Origin of the sequence: Thauera sp. 63 (assembly GCF_000310165.2) — a bacterium.
In the GTDB taxonomy this organism is placed as follows: Bacteria; Pseudomonadota; Gammaproteobacteria; order Burkholderiales; family Rhodocyclaceae; genus Thauera; species Thauera humireducens.
In genome coordinates this window covers 1-907 of the sequence record NZ_AMXC01000082.1, presented here as the reverse complement: position 1 = coordinate 907, position 907 = coordinate 1, and the positions used below count along the sequence as shown (strand labels likewise).

At 64.3% G+C, this 907-nt stretch carries 1 protein-coding gene and 1 pseudogene; both read right to left on the bottom strand.

The window, feature by feature from the left end; all coding sequences use genetic code 11:
- Positions 1 to 425, bottom strand: a pseudogene (locus C664_RS20045) (RND family transporter); the annotation flags it as partial.
- On the bottom strand, positions 425 to 907 hold a 483-nt coding region (locus C664_RS20040), incomplete at its 5' end, for a WD40/YVTN/BNR-like repeat-containing protein (protein WP_004295268.1). The gene C664_RS20040 and the pseudogene C664_RS20045, both read right to left, overlap by 1 nt.

Below are 907 nucleotides of genomic sequence, written 5' to 3'. Positions count from 1 at the left end.
GTCACCCCCGTCCAGCGCACGGCCGGCGCCCACAGCGACTTCATGTAGGGGCGATCGACCTCGGGCATCAGGAACAGCTCGTCGTTGAGCTGGCGCACGGTCTCCAGGTAATCCGCACTGAAGATGTCGCCGCTCTTGGTCTCGACGGCGATGCGCAGGCTGTTGCCCATGCCGGCGAGCTGGCTGCGGTTCTCGAGATAATTGACGATGTACGGATGGCTCGTCGGGATCATCTTCTCGAACGCGGCGTTGAGCCGCAGTCCCATCGCCTGGTAGGCCAGCACGACGGTGACCAGTAGGCACACGGCCACGACGATGAACCGGTTGTTGAAGAGCAGGCGTTCCGGAAGGGAACCCGAGCGGTGATCGAAGTCTGCGATGTCGGCGATGACCGCTTCAGTCGGAAGAGTGTGTGCAACAGCCATTATCTTGATTCCGCAACAAGTTGAGCCGGATCGACCCGTGTCAGTCCACGCACGCCAGATAGCACCACGGCCTTGTCACTACCCTGCGCCAGTCCGGTCAGTCCGGTCGGAAAGCTGCCTTCGACGGGTTTGAAGCTGCGTCCAGCGTCGCTGCTGCGCATCAGCCGCCCGCTCTCATCGGCCAGGAGGATCGAGCGATCGAGCAGCACCTTGCCGCTGGTCACCGTCACCGGCTGACCCAGGTCGATCTGTTCCCAGTTGGCGCCCCGGTCGGCGCTGCGCCACGCGTTGCCCCGCAGCCCATAGGCGAGCAGCGTGTCGCTGTCGATGATCAGTACGCCGAAGAACGTGCCCGGATACGGCGTCTCGAGCTCAACAAAGCGCTGGCCGCCGTCTTCCGAGCGGAACAGTGCGCCCTGCTCGCCCGCGATCAGGACATCGGCGTCGCGCTGCTGGATGGAGTACAGATGCACGCCGCGCGG